The 14,230-nt window shown below is 65.2% G+C and carries 18 protein-coding genes and 1 tRNA gene; 2 read left to right on the top strand and 17 right to left on the bottom strand.

Translation table 11 applies throughout. The features are described from left to right. Positions 1-13 precede the first annotated feature (13 nt). From DT069_RS18780 to dcd, 6 genes are read right to left on the bottom strand one after another with little or no spacing between them, the layout of a single operon-like run. Entirely contained in the window at positions 14-499 is a 486-nt protein-coding gene (locus tag DT069_RS18780) for a UPF0262 family protein (protein ID WP_425450367.1), read from the bottom strand. Positions 500-508: 9 nt separating this feature from the next. After that, entirely contained in the window at positions 509-1,813 is a 1,305-nt protein-coding gene (hisD, locus tag DT069_RS18775; protein ID WP_119461868.1) for a histidinol dehydrogenase, read from the bottom strand. Beyond that, positions 1,803-2,507 (bottom strand): ATP phosphoribosyltransferase, encoded by a 705-nt coding sequence (gene hisG, locus DT069_RS18770; RefSeq protein WP_119461867.1) that lies wholly within the window; start codon positions 2,505-2,507, stop codon positions 1,803-1,805. Before hisG ends, hisD begins: the two co-directional genes overlap by 11 nt. Continuing rightward, entirely contained in the window at positions 2,504-3,022 is a 519-nt protein-coding gene (locus tag DT069_RS18765; protein WP_119461866.1) for a DUF2948 family protein, read from the bottom strand. Before DT069_RS18765 ends, hisG begins: the two co-directional genes overlap by 4 nt. A gap of 1 nt (position 3,023) precedes the next feature. After that, complete coding sequence (gene murA, locus DT069_RS18760) at positions 3,024-4,310, bottom strand: UDP-N-acetylglucosamine 1-carboxyvinyltransferase (RefSeq protein ID WP_119461865.1); 1,287 nt, start codon at positions 4,308-4,310, stop codon at positions 3,024-3,026. 43 nt (positions 4,311-4,353) lie between these two features. Next, positions 4,354-4,908: a dCTP deaminase gene (gene dcd, locus DT069_RS18755; RefSeq protein ID WP_119461864.1), complete on the bottom strand. Its 555-nt coding sequence runs from the start codon at positions 4,906-4,908 to the stop codon at positions 4,354-4,356. A 605-nt stretch (positions 4,909-5,513) separates the two neighbouring features. Here dcd and DT069_RS18745 point away from each other — a divergent pair. Beyond that, on the top strand, positions 5,514-5,876 hold the full coding sequence (locus DT069_RS18745; protein ID WP_119461862.1) for a flagellar basal body rod C-terminal domain-containing protein: 363 nt from the start codon (positions 5,514-5,516) through the stop codon (positions 5,874-5,876). A gap of 50 nt (positions 5,877-5,926) precedes the next feature. On the opposite strand, the gene DT069_RS18740 is transcribed toward DT069_RS18745, so the two are convergent. Continuing rightward, complete coding sequence (locus tag DT069_RS18740; RefSeq protein WP_119461861.1) at positions 5,927-6,220, bottom strand: hypothetical protein; 294 nt, start codon at positions 6,218-6,220, stop codon at positions 5,927-5,929. A 165-nt stretch (positions 6,221-6,385) separates the two neighbouring features. Between DT069_RS18740 and DT069_RS18735 the strand changes: the two genes are divergently transcribed. After that, positions 6,386-6,460 (top strand) — tRNA-Thr (locus DT069_RS18735). A 96-nt stretch (positions 6,461-6,556) separates the two neighbouring features. Here the strand turns inward: DT069_RS18735 and DT069_RS18730 are convergent. The 10 genes from DT069_RS18730 to DT069_RS18680 all read right to left on the bottom strand — a co-directional run bounded on the left by DT069_RS18730 (position 6,557) and on the right by DT069_RS18680 (position 14,224). Continuing rightward, positions 6,557-6,778: a hypothetical protein gene (locus DT069_RS18730; protein WP_119461860.1), complete on the bottom strand. Its 222-nt coding sequence runs from the start codon at positions 6,776-6,778 to the stop codon at positions 6,557-6,559. Further along, a complete protein-coding gene (locus DT069_RS18725) occupies positions 6,768-7,313 on the bottom strand; it encodes a hypothetical protein (protein WP_119461859.1) in 546 nt (181 codons plus the stop codon). The genes DT069_RS18730 and DT069_RS18725 overlap by 11 nt, the downstream gene beginning before the upstream one ends. An 85-nt stretch (positions 7,314-7,398) precedes the next feature. Beyond that, on the bottom strand, positions 7,399-7,590 hold the full coding sequence (locus DT069_RS18720; RefSeq protein WP_162913290.1) for a hypothetical protein: 192 nt from the start codon (positions 7,588-7,590) through the stop codon (positions 7,399-7,401). A 130-nt stretch (positions 7,591-7,720) separates the two neighbouring features. After that, positions 7,721-8,500, bottom strand: coding sequence for a class I SAM-dependent methyltransferase (locus tag DT069_RS18715; RefSeq protein ID WP_162913289.1), 780 nt, complete (start codon positions 8,498-8,500; stop codon positions 7,721-7,723). Between the two features lie 48 nt (positions 8,501-8,548). Beyond that, complete coding sequence (locus DT069_RS18710) at positions 8,549-9,691, bottom strand: hypothetical protein (protein WP_119461856.1); 1,143 nt, start codon at positions 9,689-9,691, stop codon at positions 8,549-8,551. Between the two features lie 65 nt (positions 9,692-9,756). After that, positions 9,757-10,596 carry a hypothetical protein gene (locus tag DT069_RS18705; protein WP_119461855.1) on the bottom strand — a complete coding sequence of 280 codons (840 nt, stop codon included), beginning with the start codon at positions 10,594-10,596 and terminating at the stop codon, positions 9,757-9,759. A 404-nt stretch (positions 10,597-11,000) separates the two neighbouring features. Next, positions 11,001-11,366, bottom strand: a complete 366-nt coding sequence (locus DT069_RS18695) for a hypothetical protein (protein WP_119461853.1) — start codon at positions 11,364-11,366, stop codon at positions 11,001-11,003. Between the two features lie 64 nt (positions 11,367-11,430). Continuing rightward, a complete protein-coding gene (locus DT069_RS18690; protein ID WP_119461852.1) occupies positions 11,431-11,763 on the bottom strand; it encodes a hypothetical protein in 333 nt (110 codons plus the stop codon). Next, positions 11,760-13,232: a hypothetical protein gene (locus tag DT069_RS18685; RefSeq protein WP_119461851.1), complete on the bottom strand. Its 1,473-nt coding sequence runs from the start codon at positions 13,230-13,232 to the stop codon at positions 11,760-11,762. The genes DT069_RS18690 and DT069_RS18685 overlap by 4 nt, the downstream gene beginning before the upstream one ends. Next, entirely contained in the window at positions 13,229-14,224 is a 996-nt protein-coding gene (locus DT069_RS18680) for a hypothetical protein (protein ID WP_119461850.1), read from the bottom strand. The genes DT069_RS18685 and DT069_RS18680 overlap by 4 nt, the downstream gene beginning before the upstream one ends. Positions 14,225-14,230 lie beyond the last annotated feature (6 nt).

Below are 14,230 nucleotides of genomic sequence, written 5' to 3'. Positions count from 1 at the left end.
AGGCGAAAATCCGCTAGCCGCGAATATGCAGGACGCAGATCAGCGTGAACAGGCGACGCGCCGTGTTGGTGTCGAGCTCGATCTTTCCGTTCAGCCTTTCCCGCAGGAGCTCCGACCCCTCGTTGTGAAGGCCGCGCCGTCCCATGTCGATGGCTTCGATCTGCGACGGCGATGCGCGCCGGATCGCCGCGTAATAGCTTTCGCAGACGGTGAAGTAGTCCTTGATGACCCGGCGGAACGGCGTCAGCGCCAAGCCGACCTTGACCAGCGGCTGCTCGTCCGTACCGCGGATGTCGATGATCAGCCTGTTCTCTTCGATCGCGAGATGCAGACAGAAAGGGCCGCTGAAGTCGCCGACCGGCGCGAAGACGTTCTCCTCGATCAAGTCGAAGATCGCGACCGCCCGCTCATGTTCCACCTCGGGGCTGCGCCGAACGACCGAATGTTCATCGAGCGTGATCTTGATGATCGATTTCGACCTGTCGCAGCTCGACGTCAAAGCAGCCACTCAACCGCGGTGCGGTGAGCGCAGCCGCAACGCCACCGACAGCGCGTGGGCATGGAGGCCTTCGGCCTCGGCCAGCGTGACGGCGGCCGGGCCGATAGCGGCGAGGCCCTGCGGACTGCAGGCGATCAACGAGCTACGCTTCATGAAATCGAGAACGCCGAGCCCGGAGGAGAACCGCGCGCTGCGCGCCGTCGGCAGCACGTGATTCGGTCCGGCGACGTAATCACCCACCGCCTCGGGCGTGTAGCGGCCGAGAAAAATGGAACCCGCATTACGCACGCCCGCAGCAAGACGGTCAGGCGCCCCGACGGCCAACTCCAGATGCTCGGGCGCGATCCGGTCGATCAAGGACGGGGCTGTTTCAAGATCATCCACGAGGATGATCGCGCCGTGATCGGTCCAGCTCTGGCTGGCGATCGCCTGCCGTGGCAGCCGACCCAAATGCCGTTCCACCGCCTGGGCGACGGCATCGGCGAATTCCGCATCGTCGGTAATCAGCACGGCCTGGGCGGCCGTGTCGTGCTCCGCCTGCGAGAGAAGGTCGGCGGCGATCCAGTCGGGATCATTGTCCCGGTCGGCGACGACAAGGATCTCCGAAGGCCCGGCGATCATGTCGATGCCGACGGTTCCGAACACCTGCCGCTTCGCCGCGGCGACGTAGGCATTGCCTGGACCGCAGATCTTGTCGACCGGCGCGATCGTCGCCGTGCCGAAAGCCAGCGCACCGACCGCCTGCGCCCCGCCGATCCGATAGATCTCGTCGATACCCGCGATCTCGGCCGCGGCCAGAACCAGCGGATTCAGCACGCCGCCCGGCGCCGGCACGACCATCACCAACCGTTCGACACCGGCGACGCGGGCGGGAATCGCATTCATCAGCACCGAGCTGGGATAGGCCGCGGTGCCGCCCGGGACATAGAGCCCGGCCGCCGCGATCGACCGCCAGCGGGACCCCAGGCGGACACCGGCGGCATCCTCATAGTCGAAATCGGTCGGCAGCTGACGGCGGTGGTAATCCTCGATCCGCCCGGCCGCCAAGCGCAGCGCCGCCAGATCATCCGCCGAGCAGCGCGCCTCGGCCGCCTTGCGCTCGGCCACCGAGATCGGCAGATCGGCGGGCGCCGGATCGATCCGATCAAACCGCCGCGTGTACTCGATGACCGCATCGTCGCCGCGGGCACGGACGTCGGCAAGAATCGCGGCGACCGCCGCCTCGACATCCTGCTGCGCCTCGCGATTGGCCGACAGAAAGGCGGTGAAAGCTGAGTCGAAGCCGGGATCCCGGCTGTTCAGTCTAAGCGGCATCGGCAGCCTCCCGGATCCGTTCGATCCACCAACCGATCTCGTCGGGGAACGTTTTCAAGGCGGCCCGATTGACCGCCAGTCGCGACGTGATGTCCGCGATATGCTCGACTTCAACCAGGGCGTTGGCCCGCAGCGTCGCACCGCTGGAAACGAGGTCAACGATCCGTCTACACAGCCCGAGCTGCGGCGCCAGTTCCATCGCGCCGCTCAACTTGATGCATTCGGCCTGGACGCCGCGCGCGGCAAAATGGCGCCGGGTGATCTCGGGATATTTCGTCGCGATCCGGACATGGCTCCAGCGCGCCGGATCGTCGGACGCAACCATCTCCGCCGGCTCGGCGACAGCAAGGCGGCAGCGGCCGACCCCAAGATCGACGGGCGCATAGACCTCCGGATAATCGAACTCCAGCAGAACGTCGTTCCCGACGATGCCGAGCTGCGCGGCACCGAATGCGACGAAGGTAGCGACGTCGAAGCTCCGCACGCGGATGATCCGGATGTTCGGATGGTTCGTGGCGAAGGACAGCGCGCGCGACTCCGGGTCGGAGAAGGCATCTTCCGGCTCGATTCCGGCACGCCGCAGCAGCGGCATGACCTCGGACAGGATGCGGCCCTTCGGCAGGGCCAGAACCAATGATTCGGATGTCTGGGACGACGGAGTCGACCGGTCGTCCCGCTCGCGGACGCTGCTCATCGATCCTCGCCGCCGTCTTCCAAGGAATGCTGCGGCCGCCACCGTGTCGGCCAGGCCTCGCCGAGATCCTCGAGATGGCAATGCAACGCCTCGACCTCGAGCCGGACCGCCGCATTGCCAGCGAAGACCAGAAGGACCGACCGGTCCTCCGCCTGAGCCGTCAGAAGCTCGAGGATCTGATCCCGTGCCCGCTGTTCGATCCCCCGGGTCCGCACGGCCAGCACGCGATCGAAACACACGCCGCAATGAACGCGCTCGAAGTAAGGGCTTGGCGCCGCCTCGTCCTCGAATGATGCGTCCTCAGCGGACGGCGACTCGGCCGGCTCGCTGGGCACCGCACCGCGAGCCGCCGGATTCTCCGCCTCCCAGCGATAGCGGTTGAGGACCATGACGAACCGCTTCTCGTCCGGCAGGTAAGCCATTTCCGAGATCGGCAGGAGGGCGTCCTGAAGCAGCGCGGCTATGACGCCGAAATCCTCCTTGTCGCGAGCGCGCAGCTTTAGGACGTCAGACATCTCAGGCTTTCAACCGCTCGATCTCGGCGCCGCAGGCCGCGAGCTTCTCCACCAGCTGCTCATAGCCGCGATCCAGGTGGTAGACGCGGTTGAGGATGGTGTCGCCTTCCGCGGCGAGACCCGCCAGAACCAGCGACACCGAGGCGCGCAGGTCCGTCGCCATCACCGGCGCCCCGGTCAGTCGCGGCACGCCCCGCACCATCGCCGAGGCGCCGTGGACATTGATGCTTGCGCCCATGCGGGCCAGCTCCGGCACATGCATGAACCTGTTCTCGAAGATCGTCTCCGTAATCATGGCCGCGCCGCTGGCCGTTGTCATCAGCGCCATCATCTGCGCCTGCATATCGGTTGGAAAGCCCGGATAGGGCTCGGTCATCACGTCGACGCCGACCAGATCGTCCGCGGCGCGCGACACCCTCAGGCCGCGCTCGGTTTCCTGCACTCTGACGCCGGCCTGCGTCAGCGCCTCCACAACGGCGCCGATCAGGTCGAGCCGGGCGCCGACAAGCTCCAGATCGCCGCGGGTGATCGCCGCCGCCATGGCGAAGGTGCCGATCTCGATACGGTCCGGCACCACCATATGCGTCGTGCCGTGCAGCTTCCGGCAACCGACGATGCGGAGCCTGTCGGTGCCGATCCCGTCGATGTTCGCCCCCATGGCAACGAGACATGTCGCAAGATCGACGATCTCGGGTTCGCGGGCCGCGTTGACCAGCTGCGTCTCGCCTTCGGCCAAGCAGGCAGCCATCATCAGATTCTCGGTCGCGCCGACCGATACCATTGGGAACACGATCTTCGCGCCCGTCAGTCCGCGCGGCGCCGTGGCGTGGACATAGCCTTCGCGAAGCTCGATCTCCGCGCCGAGTTGGGCCAGCCCCTTGAGATGAAGATCCACGGGTCGCGTCCCGATCGCGCAGCCGCCCGGCAGGGACACCTGCGCGCGACCGTGGCGCGCGACCAGCGGGCCCAGGACGAGAATCGACGCGCGCATCTTGCGGACCAGGTCATAGGGCGCCGTCGTCTCGCCAACGTCACCCGCAGTCAGCTCGAACACGCGACCGGCATGCCCCCCCTCTGTCGCATGCCCGTTGAGGTGCATCTTGACGCCGAGCTGCGCCAGCAGATTCGCCATCGTGACGATGTCGGCGAGATGCGGCAGATTATTCAGCGTGAGGGTTTCGTCGGTCAGCAGCGACGCGGCCATCAATGGAAGCGCGGCGTTCTTGGCGCCGCTGATCGGAATCGTGCCGGTGAGCTGCTGTCCGCCGCGAATGCGGATCTTGTCCATCAAAAACCCCCTGCTTCAGCGCGACGAATGGCGGCCGGCATGGCTACAGCCGCGGCAGCGTGACGCCCTGCTGCTTCATGTATTTTCCCGCCCGCTCGGCATAAGACACCTCGCACGGCCCCTCCCCCTTCAGGAACAGGAACTGGCACGCGCCCTCGTTGGCGTAGATCTTCGCCGGCAGCGGCGTGGTGTTGGAGAACTCGAGCGTGACATGCCCCTCCCACTCCGGCTCGAGCGGCGTCACGTTCACGATAATGCCGCAGCGCGCATAGGTCGATTTGCCGAGGCAGATGACCAGCACGTCGCGCGGCACCCGGAAATACTCCACCGTGCGGGCAAGCGCGAAGCTGTTCGGCGGAATGATGCAGACATCGGTCTTTCGGTCGACGAAACTGGCGGTCGAGAACGCCTTGGGATCGACGATCGCGCTGTCGACATTGGTGAAGATCTTGAAATCTTCGGCGACCCGGGCGTCGTAACCGTAGGAGGACAGGCCATAGGAGATCGCGCCGTCGCGCCTCTGCGCCTCGACGAACGGTTCGATCATGCCGTGCGTGACCGCCATGTCACGGATCCAGGTATCGGGCAGGATTGCCATCGAAAACGTCCTCCACGACGATGATCCGCGGCGTCGCGCCTCGGGCAGCCGTCGATGTCCTGTTGCAGTGCAACGGTTTGTACTGTAACAGGCCGAGCGCCTCAAGCACGGCAATCATGAGGACTTCAGGGAGGCGAGAATGACCGTCGGGGTCTTGCGGCCTACGGCTTCCGCGCGGGTGCTTTCCCGGGCTTTGCGGTTGAGGTCGACGGCTGCGCAGCTTCCGGGCATTCCGGGGCCCCGCCCTGTTCCGGCGCATCCGCCCGGGCCCGCTGCTGCATTTTCCGCTTCAAGAGATTGTCGCGCAACGCACCGGAAAGGCGCGCTTCCCGTTCGCGTGCCCCCAGCGTTCCCGCCTCGGAGCGGGTAGGAGGTCGTTTCCGGTCGTTTGGCATCGGTGGCGTCTTCCGAACTCGGTGGGTCGGCGCTGTTTCCTTCGATGCGGCCCATGGTGCGACCTGTCGGGCATAGCGTCAAGGCGAGCATCCGGCTGGACGCGCCGCCAACCGCCGTCCGCTCAAGACAGCACGAACTTTACCTTAATTTCGGGCAGATCGGACTCGATACTGCTTTGGGACATCGCGTTCCTCGACGATAATAGGCTCATGGATCTGTCCGTGCTCAACGCGCTATCCGGCCTGCAGGCCGCCCAAAGGCGGTTTTCGGTATCGGCCGGCAATGTCGTGAACAGCCGGTCGGAAGGCTACCTGCCGCACCGCGTCCAGAACATCGCAAATGCGGATGGCGGAACCCGCGCGGTCACCGTTCCGGTCAAGCCGGCGTCGGTGCCGTTTTTCGACTTCGACGGCGCGAGGGGTGAAGGTGGCGCGGTGACGGAGCGGCCGAACGTCGCCCTGGCGGGGGAGATCGTCGAGCAGATCATCGCGCAGCGCGCCTTCGAGGCGAACCTGCGCACGGTCGAAACGGCGAACGACATGACCAAGAGGCTGCTCGACACCGTGGCTTAAGGGGCTCGGACGTCGGCCCGAGGCCGACCGCCACCGCGACTTCCGAAACGTCAGCGAAGCTCCCGTTCCATGGCCAGCCGCGCGTTCGCCATCACGGCTTCGGCGCGCCGCAGCGCGATCCGTCGAATCTCGTCGTCGACCCCTGGCGGCTCCTCGTTTTCGGGAACGACCTCGTTGGCGCTGACGAAGACATCCAGCAAGGCCTGCTGCTCCTCATTGCGCCGGCTGCCGTCCCGCATCTTCAGGCTCAGCCGATGCGCGACGTAACGGAAGGTCACTTTGAACCAGACGCCGCCCTCGACATCCAGCGGCTCGATCGACCCGAATTCCAAACGCTCGGACATAAGACCACCCTCCTCCGCTGTTGATCGGAGAGGCTTACATCATATACCCAAGCGCCTCAGGAGTCCGACGGAACGTTGCGCTTCCAACAGCTCTGGTGAGCGAGGGAATTTCCGACGCTTGCGCCGACCGGGCGCGCTGTGGCATGGTTCGCGCCGTTCAGCAGGGCCGCCGTAGCTCAGTGGTAGAGCGCACCCTTGGTAAGGGTGAGGTCGACAGTTCAATCCTGTCCGGCGGCACCATCTAATGCTTTGTTATTCCAAGATAATACAGAAAACGTCGAAACCGCGGTCGGGCGGAATGCCTCTGCATGATCCGCCCCTCCCGCTCCATTAGCGTCAGCCCGATCCCGCCGCCGCGTCCGCTTGGCTCCCGTCCGCTCGGCTCCACTGGGCATCGGCGAGCAGCACTGCATCGGCGGCGGCCTGCCAGCGGGCCTGAACCTGTTCCGGCGTCATCTTGCCGAGCTGCAGGCCCTCGACGATATCGGCCACCGCCCGGCTGATCTGGGAGGCCGCCAGGAGGTACGGGGCGATTTGGAGAATCGGGTTAGCCGGCATTGCTGGCCTCCTGTTCGATGATGAGCAAATCGAAGAGCCGGTCCTCCAGCTGTGCCAGGGTGGCGGCATCGGTCGGCGGCGCGCCGGTGCAGAGCGGCGTGGCGACGGCGCGGACATCGTTGATCCGACCCGCCATAGCGTCGTCGATCTCTCCGGCCGCGCGGAAGCCGGCAAGGCTGGAGAGGGTCGCGGCATAGGCCCGGCAGGTCGCGGTCGCGACCAGCGCCGGGTCGCGGGCCGTGGAGGCGCATCCGGCCAGGCTGAGGATGGTGAGAACGGCCAGCGCGACGGCCGCGCATACCGCCAGCGGCGGTGCCTGGAACGTAGCGCCGCCGGAGTCCTTTGCCCGATTCGGAATGGCCCAGGTGGCGAGCCACGACGCCGCACCGGTGGCGAGCGACGTGGCGAGCGCCTTCAGCCCCTCCTCCAGGGTCGGCCCGTCCGGCGACTCGCCGTAGAGATAGATCAGCAACAGGGTCACGAGCGCCGTGAGCGCGCCCGAGACCCACGCCTTGTGCGCGGTCGTCGAAGGCATGATCGAGTCCTTTCAGTAGTTCCGGATCCACGGCCGGGGCATCCCGACCCGTTCGTCACATCGTCGAGAAAGCCGGCGCAGCGCTTCAGTCGCCCCGCCGCTTCGCCCGGATTTCGCGATATACCAGCCACAGCCGGCCGAGGATGATGAGCGATCCGCCGACGATCGCGATCACCTTCCCGCCGGACTCTAGCCATTGAAGCCAAACCGGCGAGAACGCCACCGCCCCGCCGATACCGACGACGTCGAGCACGAATTTCTGCGCCGGTGAAGTCATGCGCATCACCTCCTCGCAATGTCTTGCTGCAGATCGAATCAGGCTTGGCCGGCGACGGTCATCGCGACGCACCGGACCATGAAAAAAGCCGCCATGACGGCGGCTGTGAGATAGGGTATGAAGCGAGACGCTAGATCGGCAGAGGCTTACTCTTAACTAGCGCCATCAGAACGGCGCCGGGATCGAGCAGGAGACCAGCCCGGGCAATCACGAAGCCCGTATCCGAGGCAAGGCGTAACAACTCGCGCGCCGAGTGGTAGTAAACATGCCCGAACTGGTCGATACCAGGCTTGATCGGCTCACCTTCCGGCCGATCCCACCAGCGGCACGGCACGTGAATGAGCGCCATTCCGTCTTCCTGAAGGACTCGGTAGATCTCTCGCATTGCTGCGGGGAAGTCCTCGATATGCTCAAGCGTGTCACAGGACAGCACCCGCGCGACGCTACCCGTCTCGAACGACAGTTTCGTTAGGTCTTCCTTGCATACCTCTGGGTTGCTGTCGTTCAGGTCGATTGCCTGATAGGTGTAGCCAAGGCCCTCGACCCTCTCCCGCACATCAGCCCTTGGTCTTGGGGTGCAAGCGTCCAGCAGAAGCCCAGAACCCGGGTCAAGCCATGCCAGTGCGTTGGCGTAGCGGTCCTTCGACAGTCTCTTGTCCGGGTTCTTGAAGACGTAGGCCCGAAGCCTTTCATGCTCCCGCTCAAGGTTGAGCGACTGCTCGTGCGGGGCCTGAACCCTCGACACAACCGTTTTCGTCTTCAGGTCATAGACCCCTTCGGCGTTGGGGTCGTACAGCAGCTTACCTTGGGGAACGACAAGCGAATCTTGTGGAACCACCTTGTACACTGCAAGGTTGTAAACCCCGTATCCGGCTCTCTTTAGAGCAGCCTTGATGAGTGTGTTAAGCAATCTCGCCCCCTTCGCGCTGTACACGCTACAATGGGCAAGTGCCCACGTCTACGCCCATGCCCGAAAGATGGCCCGCCATCGGCTGCTCGTAGCACTGACGGCTTGGCCGCTCGTATTGATGACGTTGAAAGGCGCTGCGGCTTGGCCGTACTGGATGTTTAGGTTCGTCGCATCCGGCACGATCGTCACGCCTTGGTGGGTGCCTTGAAGATTCAGGACATTTACTTCGTCACCGACGTGGTAGCCGTGTTCTGCCGACACGCACTTGAGGAAGACCATATACAGTTTCGGCTGGGACCCTAGTGAATGCGCCAGCGTTAATGTGCCCCCAGAGGTAATCCCCTGCTGCCCACTCTCATAGGCCTTTTGGAACGGGAGTGCCGCACCGTTGGCCTCATACGCGGTCGCGTTTATCTTTCCTGCCCCTGGATCATCGCCGGTCGCACCCGTCATGAACAGCCCGGCGGCCAACTGCATCCGAACGGACGTGTCTCCGGCTTGGGCCGTGTCGAAGATCAACCGGCCGTCTTCGCTCCCATCCGTCGGATCGTCGATCTGAGATCGCAGCCGCCCGTAGATCATGGCTTCATCGGCCGCGTTACGACCCGATAGTACGAGCGACCCGACACTATCCGACGCGGCCGGTGAGGTGTTGTTTCGGTTAAACGTGAGAGTTGGCTCAAGGGATGTCCCAGCGTCGTCCGACCGGATTGTCAGGTCTTCCGCGAAGATATTAGCGGTATCCAGCTTCGCATAGTTCCCGTCGTTGACCGCCGTTCCATCTGCCCTGCTATACCCCTCGCACACCCAATTCCCCGACTCCAGCGACCGGAATCGCGCAATATCCCCGTCCGCCGTCGTAATGTTCGCCCCACCGGGGAGAATGAGCGAGGTTGCGTTGTGGGTGAGCGTAAGCGCGCCACGGAACCGGACCGTTCGCCGGATTCCCGCAGAGACGGTACCGAGAGAAACAATCGTCGTCGTCCCGGTGATGTCCACGAAATCGCCCGTCGCCGCACCGAGGTCCACGGTCTCGGCGGAGGCGATATCCGCCCCCTTGCTTGCAACCTCGGTACGGATGTCCGCCTGCACCTGGCGCATGCCGTCATTGACGGCCGAGGGCGCCATACCCTCGGGAAAGAGGGCGGTATTGCTCGCCGGGACCGGCGAGTAGTCTTTGATGCCTGCCATGGCATGCTCCCGTTATGCATTGAATGGACAGCGCGGAAGTCGGCTTGACGCCAATCCCTCCGCCGTCACCAGAGGCTCAGCAGCCCGCCCAGACCGGCGCCGATTGCCGCTCCCCAGGGTCCACCCACTTGTCCCCCGAGCGTGAATCCGGTCGCGGCACCGCCGAGCGGACCCGCACCGCCAGAAGACTGCGTTGTTGTGCTGGTGCCGCCATAGTTCCCCTGAATGAGGCCCGCATATTGCGCCAGCTTGTTGTAGGGAAGCTGCTGGGCGAAGTTGAACCGTGCGACCTGATCGTCGATGAGGTTCTGGGCCATCCCCTCTCGCGCCCGACCGACCGCCGCGAGCTGCGCGATATCCAAATAATCCTGCTGCGCCAGGCCCGGCGCGGCCGTCGCCGCTTGCTGCATGCGCGCCCGTTCGTCACCATAGTTCTGATAGGACATGCCGGACGAGATATCGGCGAGCTGCTGGGCCAGATTCTGCTGCGCGTTCGAATGCGCCGCGACATGCGCGCCGGAACCATAGCGGCCGGCCTGCGCAAAGCTGCTGTCGATCCCCGACGTCACCGCATTCCGATAGTTCCGGACGACTCCGCGCCCGGCGCTGTCGATGGCGCCCTGCAAATAGGGGTTCGCCCCGAGATACCCGCCCGACAGCGTGTCGCCCAGCGCCTCGCCGGCCACCCTGGTGAGGGGAGATCCCGCCATCGCCCGTGCGGCCTGGGCGTTAAGCGCCAGCTCCGTCTCGGGCGCGAAGGGCGCAACCGTCGTGCCGGGGAAGTGGTTCGGCCCCGGCGCGGTGTAGAGCCGTTCAGCCTCGCTGAAGATGTTCTTGAGATAGGGGATCTGCTCGGACCACGGCTCCGAGGTCTGTGTGGTGGTGTTGCTACCGCCTTTGGCCATCGCTCAAAAATCCTTCCGCAATATCACTGATGAACGATGGAAGCCGCGCAGCCGCCGCTCCCATCCTGGCCTTCCCGTGATCTCCATGCCGCCGCATCCCTGCTCCCTGGCCCATGCCTCGATGGGCTCCAGCGCATCGGCCCAATCTCCGGGGTCCGTTCCGGCGCACCATGTCAGGTCACAGAGTCGTCCCGCCGGATATGTCACGATGCGTGTTACCAGAGCGGCCCTGATCCCATCGCCATCAGCGGCGATCCAGAGCCGGCTATGTCCGGCGATCAACATTTGCTTCAAGGCCCGTAAGGTCCAAAGCGGCTCCCTGGCAATGGCGCGCTCCAGAAGCGGGGCAACGGACGGCCAGACCGCTGGCAATTCCGGCGGAGCCACGGCCTTGATACGGACCGTCACCGCGAGACGGGACCGGACCGTCCGCCGGCAGGCCCGCCGGGACCGCTTGCCTTGCCGCCGGACCTGTTCGCGCCGTTGCGGTCGGCACTCCGCGGCCCACCGCCAGTCCGGCCATTGCCGCCGAACCGACTCTCCCACTGCCGCGGAACTGCCGGGGTGAGCAGACCCGATTCGCGCAATCCCCTGGGCTGGAAGGTCGGCGCCATGAACTGCGCCGGGATCTGCGGCACCTCGTAAGGCTGAAGCCGGTACGGACCGAAGCGGTTGAGGAAGGCCTGCATCAGGGCCGGTGCGTATCCGGCGCCCGAATACATGCCGGTCGAACCGGCGGTGATCTGACTGGGTAGCTGGCCAAGCAGCATGGGCAACTCCTGGCGAGACGCCTCGCCTTCTGAGGGTTTCGACGATCGATGACGACGTGGAGCCCTAACCGATGATCGCGTAGCCGAACCGGCGATCGGCTTGCGCCGTGTCCGCATGACCGACGACGAAGCTGCCGTTGGCGCGCGCGGACAGATACAAGCCACCGGCGGCCTGCTCCGCCGCGGCGCTCGGGGTCAGCGGGATGAGAAGAATGGTGCTTCCGACTCCTGCGCGCGGGTCGCTGACGGTTGTGCTGGATTGGGCGGCCGAGAGGGTCAGCTCCCCCGTACAGTTGAGCTTGCCCTGGTTCATCCGATTGACCACGGTGGCGACCTGTCGCGGGTCGCCGCCGCCGGGCGGCAGGCTGGGGAAACTCGTCCCGGGGAAGCTCATCATCGCCGCCCCTCCGGTTTGGCGACGAGATCGACGCCCTGAATGTGCCGCCACTCCGCGCCGGCCGGCAGGCTGATCCGCGCCCGATGATACCGTCCCGCCGACCGCGCAGGGCATTCGCCATGAATGTTGGTGCGGGTCGCCGGTCCCCAAGCTACCTCGTCCATCGTCCGGTTCCGTACGCCGAGTTGGATGGACGGCTCCGTCCCTGTCGAAAGACCGCCCTCGACGATCGGCCGCACCGACGAGATCACCGCCCGCCGGCCGGGAAACAGCTGCGCCTCGCCGGTGTCCACGGTCGCCGGAAGCGTGGGACCGGTGAACAGGCTGAGCCGGCGTGCCGGATCGAAGGCCGAAAGCAGAATCAGGCCGCCGGTCCAGTTGCGCGAGTCGAGGGAGAAGCCGAGTGCGTCGAGGCTGCTCGAAACGCTGTCGAGACTGTCCAGCGTATAGGAGGATTCCGACAGCGACGGGTAGACCAGGTCCATCTCGACTTCGGCTTCGGACCACCGCCCGGCGGTCCAGTTGTAGATCAGCAGACGGTTCGGCGTGCCGTTGACACTGCCGTTCCCCGGATAGGAAACGATGTACAACTTGTTGATCGGATCGATTGCCGCGCTGATGCGATGCAGGTGATTCTGATCGACCGTCCGCCAGAAGGACTTGTCCACCTTCTGGTCGCCGATCGGCTGCAGTTGCTGACCGCCGATCAAGGCATGGAAGCCGTCATTGTCGAGAAAGAACGCCGTCGTCTCGAAGTTGGCGATCGATCCTTCGGCGACAACGCCGCGATTGCGCGCGATCTCGTCGAACTGGAAGATCAGCGGAGCACCGATATAGGTCATCCGCTTGATCGACCGCTCTTGGAAGACGATGCCGTACTCGCCGCCGACCAGCCCCTGCACCCATCCGCCGTCCGGAAGCGTCTGGAAGTCGGCCTGCGTCGCAGCCGAGGGGGACCAGGTTTCCGGATTGTTGATCCCGCTCCATTGGACCCGGTTGGGAAAGCCGCTGATGCGACCGATCACCACGAAATCGCGCACTGTCGAGACGAAGCGCCCGAATGGCGGATCGCCGGCCAGCGCAGCGAAACGGGTGGCGCTCCCAAGCGCCCAGCTCTGCGGCGCGTCGACGCCGTTGACCGCGATCACGAGATCGCCGAACTGGGTGAAGCTCCAGCCGCCATCGGATGCCGTGCCATAGGGGCCGCCGCTGGCCCGCGTGACGCCCGTCCAAGCGGCGCCGTCGAGGTGATAGAGATGGCCGGCATCGCCGGCGAAGTTGAAGACATTCGCGGAAGAATCGCGCGTCGCGAATGCGCCCTGGCAACGCCCTGCCAGCGCGTCGCTATAGGCGACGAGTCCGCTGAGCGGCCGATAGCTCGTCGCCGACGGAAGCACGTTCAGCGCCCGGGTCGCTCCCGGATTCTGGAAGTCCGGCAGATCCGGACGATAGTCCCCTACTGGAATCATGACCACCCTCCCGGCGCTACAGGAATTGCTGCCCAGATATCGTTCGCCTCGCCCTCGCCGGACCAGCTGCCTGACGCATCCGCCGCCTGCGCCCAGCCGAAGATCGTCGCCGCTCCGACGCTTCCGATTCCCGAGATGCCGGACACCGCGATCATCGCATCACCGGCCGTGTCGACCGTGGCGCTTCCAGCCGCCCCGATCCCCGAAACGCCCACGACCGCCACGGCGCAGTCGATCCCGACCCCGACACTCCCGACAGCTCCCATGACGGCGATGCCCGACGGAAACACGACGACGTCGGAGCCGCCTGTGTTCTCAGCGGCGCGGATCTCCATCAACGCCAATGCCTTGGCGCCTCCATCCGAGAAAGTAATAGTGAAGCTCTCTTGAATGCCCGCCGCGGAGCCTTGCTTATGGAAGAACCCGCTATAGCCCGACGCGGCGTCGTTTCCGTGAAAGGCCCCCGCTTCTTCGTCCAATTCCCATCCGCTGGCATAGCTGCCGCTGGGCTCGCTGTCGTCGTCGATGCCGGCGACCACGGCGAGCAACAGGCTGCCGTCCGCCTCCGGCGTGTAGAAGTTATCGCCGCCGCTAGTGTTGAAGCCCACGCCCGTGAAGGTCGGCGAAACGCCAATGTCGTCGAGAGTATCGACGCCACCGACGGCCCAGACGAACAGCCGCAGTGCCTGAACGTTGGCTGCGACGGTAACGGTTACATCGCCGGTGCCCGGCGTTGCGCCGGGGAGCTTCCAGAGCTTCGCGTAGTAACTGCCGCCGCCCGTCTTAACCGAATTGACCGCAACGGCGCTGGTGTCGCCGTTCCAGTCGATGCTGGAAATCGCCGCATCGCCAGTGCTGCGGTAGGACACACCGAAATACAGCGCATTGGCGCCGGCCGGCATCGTGAAGCCGGCGATTGTTTCCGTGTTCCGCGAAGATTCCGCCGTGTAATTGGCGGCCGGCGAGACGCCGAAGGCGAGGATCGTCGCCATGGCCCG

The organism is Virgifigura deserti (assembly GCA_003576685.1).
GTDB lineage: Bacteria > Pseudomonadota > Alphaproteobacteria > Dongiales > Dongiaceae > Virgifigura > Virgifigura deserti.
The sequence above is the reverse complement of the archived record's forward strand: the minus strand, read 5'-3'. Positions and strand labels throughout refer to the sequence as shown.